6 protein-coding genes are annotated in these 6,773 nt (G+C 68.5%); 3 read left to right on the forward strand and 3 right to left on the reverse strand.

Translation table 11 applies throughout. The annotated features are described in order from the left end of the window. Positions 1 to 230: 230 nt before the first annotated feature. Together ACFXI3_RS46950 and ACFXI3_RS46955 are read right to left on the reverse strand one after the other, a co-directional pair. Positions 231 to 1,040, reverse strand: a complete 810-nt coding sequence (locus ACFXI3_RS46950) for an Fpg/Nei family DNA glycosylase (protein WP_378408714.1) — start codon at positions 1,038 to 1,040, stop codon at positions 231 to 233. Beyond that, entirely contained in the window at positions 1,040 to 1,513 is a 474-nt protein-coding gene (locus ACFXI3_RS46955) for a ribose-5-phosphate isomerase (protein WP_378408716.1), read from the reverse strand. Before ACFXI3_RS46955 ends, ACFXI3_RS46950 begins: the two co-directional genes overlap by 1 nt. 44 nt (positions 1,514 to 1,557) lie before the next feature. Between ACFXI3_RS46955 and ACFXI3_RS46960 the strand changes: the two genes are divergently transcribed. Then, positions 1,558 to 2,301: a 2-phosphosulfolactate phosphatase gene (locus tag ACFXI3_RS46960; protein WP_378408718.1), complete on the forward strand. Its 744-nt coding sequence runs from the start codon at positions 1,558 to 1,560 to the stop codon at positions 2,299 to 2,301. Continuing rightward, positions 2,298 to 3,086: an MBL fold metallo-hydrolase gene (locus ACFXI3_RS46965; RefSeq protein ID WP_378408720.1), complete on the forward strand. Its 789-nt coding sequence runs from the start codon at positions 2,298 to 2,300 to the stop codon at positions 3,084 to 3,086. The genes ACFXI3_RS46960 and ACFXI3_RS46965 overlap by 4 nt, the downstream gene beginning before the upstream one ends. A 37-nt stretch (positions 3,087 to 3,123) precedes the next feature. Here the strand turns inward: ACFXI3_RS46965 and ACFXI3_RS46970 are convergent, their stop codons facing one another. Then, the gene (locus tag ACFXI3_RS46970; RefSeq protein ID WP_344283369.1) at positions 3,124 to 3,744 is read right to left on the reverse strand and encodes a DsbA family protein; all 621 of its coding nucleotides are present in this window, start codon (positions 3,742 to 3,744) and stop codon (positions 3,124 to 3,126) included. 176 nt (positions 3,745 to 3,920) lie between these two features. On the opposite strand from ACFXI3_RS46970, the gene pepN reads away from it, so the two are divergent. Then, a complete protein-coding gene (gene pepN, locus ACFXI3_RS46975; RefSeq protein WP_378408722.1) occupies positions 3,921 to 6,488 on the forward strand; it encodes an aminopeptidase N in 2,568 nt (855 codons plus the stop codon). Positions 6,489 to 6,773: the final 285 nt, after the last annotated feature.

Below are 6,773 nucleotides of genomic sequence, written 5' to 3' on the forward strand. Positions count from 1 at the left end.
GCGCGGACCCAGCCGCGGCTGACCTGGCGCGCAAGGCCGAGTTCCGTGAGGGGAACCCTGAGGGACTCTGATTCCCTCAGGGTTCCCCTCACGGACCTTCGCCGGAACCGGGCCACGCAGCCAGGTGGGGCCGCATCCCCGCACGACCGCACTACCGAGAAAACCTCATTGGGGCGCGGTAATCGGCCAGCAGCGAACCCAGCTCAAGCGCTAGGCAAACTCCGCCGAACTCAAGCAGGTTGGCAAGTAGGGCACCAATAAAGATTCCGCGCAGCCAATTCCTTCTGCGCCACCGGCGTCCCGCAAACCAAACACGGCATCCCGGCCCGCCGGTAAACGTAGACCTCGCCCCCGTGCCGGTCCTCGCGCGGCGCGCGCCCCATCGCCGCGGGCAAATGCTCGGGCGCGACAGTGTCGATCCGCCCGACCCGGACCCCGGCGCGCATCAGCGTCACCAGGTCCGCCCACATGTCGTCCCACAATGCGCGATCCAGCGCACGCCCGGGAATCATCGGCGAAATCCCGTGCCGGAACAGCACTTCAGCGCGATAAACGTTCCCGACACCGGCCAGCACAGCCTGATCCATCAGCAACGCCGCGATCGTCGTCCGAGACCGTGAGATCCGCTCCCACGCGCGATCCGGCTTGGCGTCGCGGCGCAGCGGATCCGGGCCCAGCCGGGCTTTGATCGCGTCGACCTGTGCCGGGTCCAGCAGTTCGCACCGGGTCGGGCCGCGCAAATCGGTCCAGTGGGTGCGGCCGACGAGACGCATCCGCACCTGGCCGACCGGCGAGGTCTCGGGCAGCGAGGCTTCCCCGAACGTGCCGTACAGACCTAAGTGGACATGAACTGTCCCCAAAGGACCGTAGTTGTGGAACAGGTGTTTCCCGTACGCCTCAGCGGAAACGAGCACCTGCCCGTCAAGCTTCTCCGCCTCCGCGGCGAACCGGCCCTGCGGGCTGCGCACCGCGACCGGTTCGCCGGCGTACCGGCGTTTGTGCAGACGGGCCAGCCGATGGAGCGTGTGCCCCTCGGGCATCAGGCCTCCGGCAGGGCCGGCGGGGTGCCGGTGCGCTCGTAGTCGAGCAGCTGCTGCACGCGCCGCGAGTGGCGTTCGGCCGGGTCGACCGGCGTGGCCAGGAACGCCTCGACGATCTCGGTCGCCTGTTCCTCGGTGTGCATCCGCGCGCCGACGCCCAGCACCTGGGCGTGGTTGTGTTCCCGGGTCAGCTGCGCGGTTTCGACGCTCCAGCCGAGTCCGGCGCGGATGCCCGGCACCTTGTTCGCGGCGATCTGCTCGCCGTTGCCGGACCCGCCGATGACGATGCCGAGGCTGCCCTCGTCGGCGGCCACGCGGCGCGCGGTCTCGACGCAGAACGCCGGGTAGTCGTCGGCCGCGTCGTAGACGAACGGACCGATGTCGGTCACCTCGTGCCCCTGTTCGCCGAGGTGGCGGACAAGGTGGTTCTTCAGCTCGAAACCGGCATGGTCGGATCCCAAGTAGACACGCACAGCGGGAGTGTGCCATCTCGCCGCCGACCCGGCATGCTCCGGGGGTGGACATCGCAACGCAGCACGGCGCGGACGTACGGCTCGAATGGGGCGGCGACGGCGTCGAAATCCTCGGCCGGGAGTGCGCGGTGCTGATCATCGTGGACGTGCTTTCCTTCAGCACCACAACGGATCTCGTCGTCAGCCGGGGCGGCCGCGTGCTGCCGGTGCGCTGGCGCGACGAACGCGGAATCGCCGAGGCGCGCGGAGCGGGAGCGGTGGTCGCCGGCGAAGAGGAATGGACGCTCCGGCCGTCTTCTGTGACGCAGATCCCGTCCGGCACGCTCCTCGCCCTCCCCTCCCCCAACGGCGCGACGCTCTGCGCGGCCGCGGCGAAAACCGGTGCGCACGTATTAGCCGGTTGCCTGCGGAATGCGTCGGCGACCGCGGCGAAAGCCAGGGAAATCGCCGACGGACGGCCGATCGGCGTCATTCCCGCCGGGGAACGCTGGGGCGTGGACATGTTCGGCGAAGGTGAAAGCATCGAGTTCGGCCCGCTGCGACCGTGCGTCGAAGACCAGCTGGGCGCGGGCGCGATCGTCAGCGCGCTGACCGGATCGCGATCCGCCGAAGCCGCGCTCGCGGCGGCTGCCTACGCGGCCACCGATGTGCCAGCCGCGCTGCGCGACTGCACCTCCGGCCGGGAACTCGCCGCGACCGGCCACGGAAACGACGTAATTCTCGCTGCCCAGCACGACGTCAGCGATAGCGTGGCGAGGCTGTCGCGCGGAATTCTGGAGGGGCAATGAGCTGGACCGAGGTGGCCGACGGGGTTTTCGCCCGCCGGTACGACGAACTGGACCTCACCACCGGCTTGGTGCTCGGCCAGGAACAGTGCCTGGTGATCGACACCCGCGGCGACGTCGACCAAGGCGCCGAATTCGCCGCCGCGGTGCGTGAGCTGACTGAGCTGCCGTGGTCGGTTGTCTACACGCACGCGCATTTCGACCACGCCTTCGGCACCACGCCGTTCCTGCCATGCGACGTCTGGGCCCACCCCGGCTGCCTGCAAGCCCTGCTGAAGAACGGCGAAGCCGACAAACAAACCTGGGCCGCCCACTACCGCAAAGAGGGCAAGCCGGAGATCGCCGACGCCATCGAACGCACTGGGCTCATGCCGCCGGACCGCCTCGTGCCCGACCGCGCCGAACTCGACCTCGGCGGCCGCGCCGTCACTCTCGTGCACCCCGGCCCCGCGCACACCGACCACGACCTGCTGGTGCACGTGCCGGACGCCGACGTCGTCTTCGCGGGCGACGTCGTGGAACACGGTCCGCACGGCTTCACCGCGTACTCGTTCGGCCCCGACGACGAACTCGACGCCTGGGCCGCCGCGATGGACGCACTGCTCACGCTCAAACCGCGCGTCGTCGTCCCCGGCCATGGCGACCCGGTGGACGAGGCGTTCGTGCGCAAGCATCGCGACGGACTGCTGCGGCTGCATGAGCTGAAGACCGCCAAGACGCCGCTCGAGGAGGCGCTGAAAAACTCGCCCTACCCCGAGGACGTCACGAGGGCAGCGCTCGGTTGCTGATCCCGGCGGAAACCGGGACCAGCACTCCCGAGAGCGGTCAGTCGAAGTTCAGGTCCCCGGTCCGGGTGCGCTTCAGCTCGAAGAAGTCCGGGTAGCTGGCCAGCGCGACCGCGCCGTCGAACACCTTCAGCGCGTCCTCGCCCCGCGGGATCGACGACAGCACCGGGCCGAAGAACGCGGAGCCGTTGACGTGGATGGTCGGCGTGCCGACGTCCATGCCGACCGGGTCCATGCCCTCGTGGTGGCTCTTGCGCAGCGCCTCGTCGTATTCGGTCGATTCGCCCGCCTCGGCGAGTTCGGCCGGGGCGCCGATCGCGGCCAGCGCCTCCTTGATGACGAGCTTGCGGTCCTCGTTGTGCTGGTTGTGGTAGCGGGTGCCGAACTCGGTGTAGAAGTCGCGCACGGCTTCCTGGCCCTGGGTCTGCGCCAGCGCGGTGGCGACGCGGACCGGGGCCCAGCCTTCGCTCAGCAGCGCCTTGTACCGCTCGGGCAGGTCTTCGCGGCCTTCGTTCAGCACCGACAGGCTCATCACCCGGAAGGTCAGGTCCAGCTCGCGGTGCTTCTCGACCTCGAGGATCCACCGCGACGAGATCCACGCGAACGGGCAGATCGGGTCGAAGAAGAAGTCCACCGTGGTGGGCTGGGACGAGTCAGTCATTTTTCACGGGCTCCTCGGCGAGGCTGCTCCCCGGCGCTCGCCGAGGGCGGGGCGAACCCCCGCACTGCGAGGCAACGCGGGAAGCCCTCCGCATTGTTCCCTGGTCGCCGGTTCCGGGCGCGTCATGATTGGATGCTGAACGTCGTGCCAACCGGAACCGAAGACCAGAGGTGCCCGTGCCCGCCCCCAACCTGACGCGTGACGAAGCCAAGCAGCGCTCCGGCCTGCTGGACGTGTCGTCCTACGACATCGAGCTGGACCTGACCGACGGCCGCGGCCGTCCCGGGGAGAAGACCTTCCGCTCCACCACCACGGTGCGGTTCTCCAGCAGCCGTCCCGGCGAAGCGTCGTGGATCGACCTCGTCGCCGAAGGCGTCCGCTCCGCCGTGCTGAACGGCGCCGAGCTCGACGTCAGCGGCTACGCCGAGGAAAAGGGCATCGCGCTGCCCGGCCTTGCCGCGGACAACGAACTCGTCGTCACCGCGGACTGCCGCTACATGAACACCGGCGAGGGCCTGCACCGGTTCGTCGACCCGGTCGACGACGGGGTGTACCTCTACACCCAGTTCGAGACCGCGGACGCGAAGCGCATGTTCGCCTGCTTCGACCAGCCGGACCTCAAGTCCGTCTACCGCGTCGCGGTGCACGCCCCGCGCGACTGGAAGGTCGTTTCCAACGCGCTGGTCGAAAGCGCCGAGGACACCGAGGACGGCGCGCGCCGCACGCAGTTCGCCGAGTCCGAGCGCATCTCCACCTATCTGGTGGCGCTCGTCGCCGGCCCGTACGCGGAATGGACCGACGAGTTCCGCGACGAGCACCGCACCATCCCGCTCGGCATCTACTGCCGCGCGTCGCTCGCCGAGCACATGGACGCCGAGCGGCTGTTCGTCGAAACCAAGCAGGGTTTCGCCTTCTACCACGAGAAATTCGGCACCCCGTACCCGTTCTCCAAGTACGACCAGCTGTTCGTGCCGGAGTTCAACGCGGGCGCGATGGAGAACGCCGGCGCGGTCACCTTCCTCGAGGACTACGTCTTCCGCAGCCGCGTCACCCGCTACGCCTACGAGCGGCGCGCCGAAACGCTGCTGCACGAGATGGCGCACATGTGGTTCGGCGACCTGGTCACCATGCGCTGGTGGGACGACCTGTGGCTGAACGAGTCGTTCGCGACCTTCGCGAGCGTGTTCGCCCAGGCCGAGGCGACCGAGTACAAGAACGCCTGGACCAGCTTCGCGAACATCGAGAAGTCCTGGGCCTACCGCCAGGACCAGCTGCCCTCGACGCACCCGATCGCGGCCGACATCGTCGACCTGCACGCGGTCGAGGTCAACTTCGACGGCATCACCTACGCCAAGGGCGCGAGCGTCCTCAAGCAGCTGGTGTCCTACGTCGGCATCGACCACTTCCTCGACGGCCTCAAGGTCTACTTCGGCAAGCACGCCTGGGGCAACGCCACGCTCGCCGACCTGCTGGCCGCACTGGAGGAAGCGTCCGGCCGCGACCTGTCGTGGTGGAGCGCGGAATGGCTGGAGACCACCGGCCTCAACTCGCTCAGCCCGCGCTACGAGATCGCCGCGGACGGCACCTTCGCGTCGTTCGCGGTCGTGCAGACCGGCGCGAAGCCGGGTGCCGGCGAGCTGCGCACGCACCGCGTCGCGGTCGGCGTGTACGACGAGGACGCCGACGGCAAGATCGTCCGGACCCGCCGCGTCGAACTGGACGTCACCGGCGAGCGCACCGAGGTCCCGGACCTGGTCGGCCAGGCCGCGGGCAAGCTCGTGCTGGTCAACGACGACGACCTGACCTACTGCCGGATGCGCCTCGACCCGGCGTCGCTCACCACGCTGATCGATCGGATCGGCGACATCACCGAATCGCTGCCGCGCACGCTGTGCTGGTCGGCTGCTTGGGAGATGACGCGCGAGGCGGAGCTCAAGGCGCGCGACTTCGTGACGCTTGTGGCCCGCGGGATTCATGCCGAGAGCGAGGTCGGCGTGGTGCAGCGGCTACTGCTGCAGGCGCAGACCGCGCTCAACTCGTACGCCGATCAGAAGTGGGCGGCCGCGGAGGGGTGGCCCGCGTTGAGCGGGCGGTTGCTCGAGTTGGCTCGGACCGCGGAGGCTGGGTCGGATCATCAGCTGGCGTTTGTGAACTCGCTGGCCGGTGGAGTGTTGAGCGACGAGATCCTGACGGAGATCGCCGGGTGGCTCGACGAGTCCGCGCCGTTGCCGGGTCTCACGGTGGACACTGATCTGCGGTGGCGCTTGTTGCAGGCGTTGGTCGCGCACGGCAAGGCTGGTGCGGACGAGATCAATGCCGAGCAGGAGCGGGACGACACTGCTGCTGGGCGGCGGCACGCGGAGCGTTCGCGTGCACTGCAGCCGACCGCTGAGGCCAAGGCTGATACTTGGCAGCGGGCTATTTACGACGACGAGATTCCCAATGCGGTCAGCGATGCGTTGATTTCCGGGTTCTCGCACCCGGGGCAGAAGCATTTGCTCGGGGAGTACATCGAGCGGTACTTCGAGGTTATCGACGACGTTTGGGCTCGCCGTTCGAGCGAGCGGGCGCAGCCGACTGCGATTGGGTTGTATCCGTCTTGGGCTGTTGAGCCGGCGACGGTGAATGCTTCGGATGAGTGGCTCGAGGGGGAGCATCCGGCGGCGTTGCGGCGGCTGGTTTCCGAGGGGCGCGCGGGGATTGTTCGGGCGTTGGCTGCTCGGGACTTCGACAGCCAGGGTTGAGTTTTCTTGGGGTTCTGACGCAAGCGTGTTGCGTTGGGGCACCCCGAAGCTGAGCGTGACTACGGGCCGAGGGTGCTTGTCAAGGCGAGAAAGATGCCTTGACAAGCACCCTCAGCCCGTGTTTTTGGCTTCGTATCGGGGTGCAGGGCCGGGTCTGGGTGCCTGGCTGGTTTCGTAGGTCGGCTGCGGTTGGGTAGGGCGGCTAGCGCCCCAATGTGGCATTGGGTGCATGCGACGCACCCAATGTGGCGTTCGGTGCGTCAGACGCACCCAATGCCACATCTG

The sequence above is a fragment of the Amycolatopsis sp. NPDC059235 genome (genome assembly GCF_042754125.1).
Classification (GTDB): Bacteria; Actinomycetota; Actinomycetes; order Mycobacteriales; family Pseudonocardiaceae; genus Amycolatopsis; species Amycolatopsis albidoflava.

What these genes read in the sequence shown, in the direction of transcription:
- ACFXI3_RS46950 (WP_378408714.1), bottom strand. Translation starts at nt 1,040, where the DNA reads ATGCCCGAGGGGCACACGCTCCATCGGCTGGCCCGTCTGCACAAACGC.
- ACFXI3_RS46965 (WP_378408720.1), top strand. Translation starts at nt 2,298, where the DNA reads ATGAGCTGGACCGAGGTGGCCGACGGGGTTTTCGCCCGCCGGTACGAC.
- ACFXI3_RS46970 (WP_344283369.1), bottom strand. Translation starts at nt 3,744, where the DNA reads ATGACTGACTCGTCCCAGCCCACCACGGTGGACTTCTTCTTCGACCCG.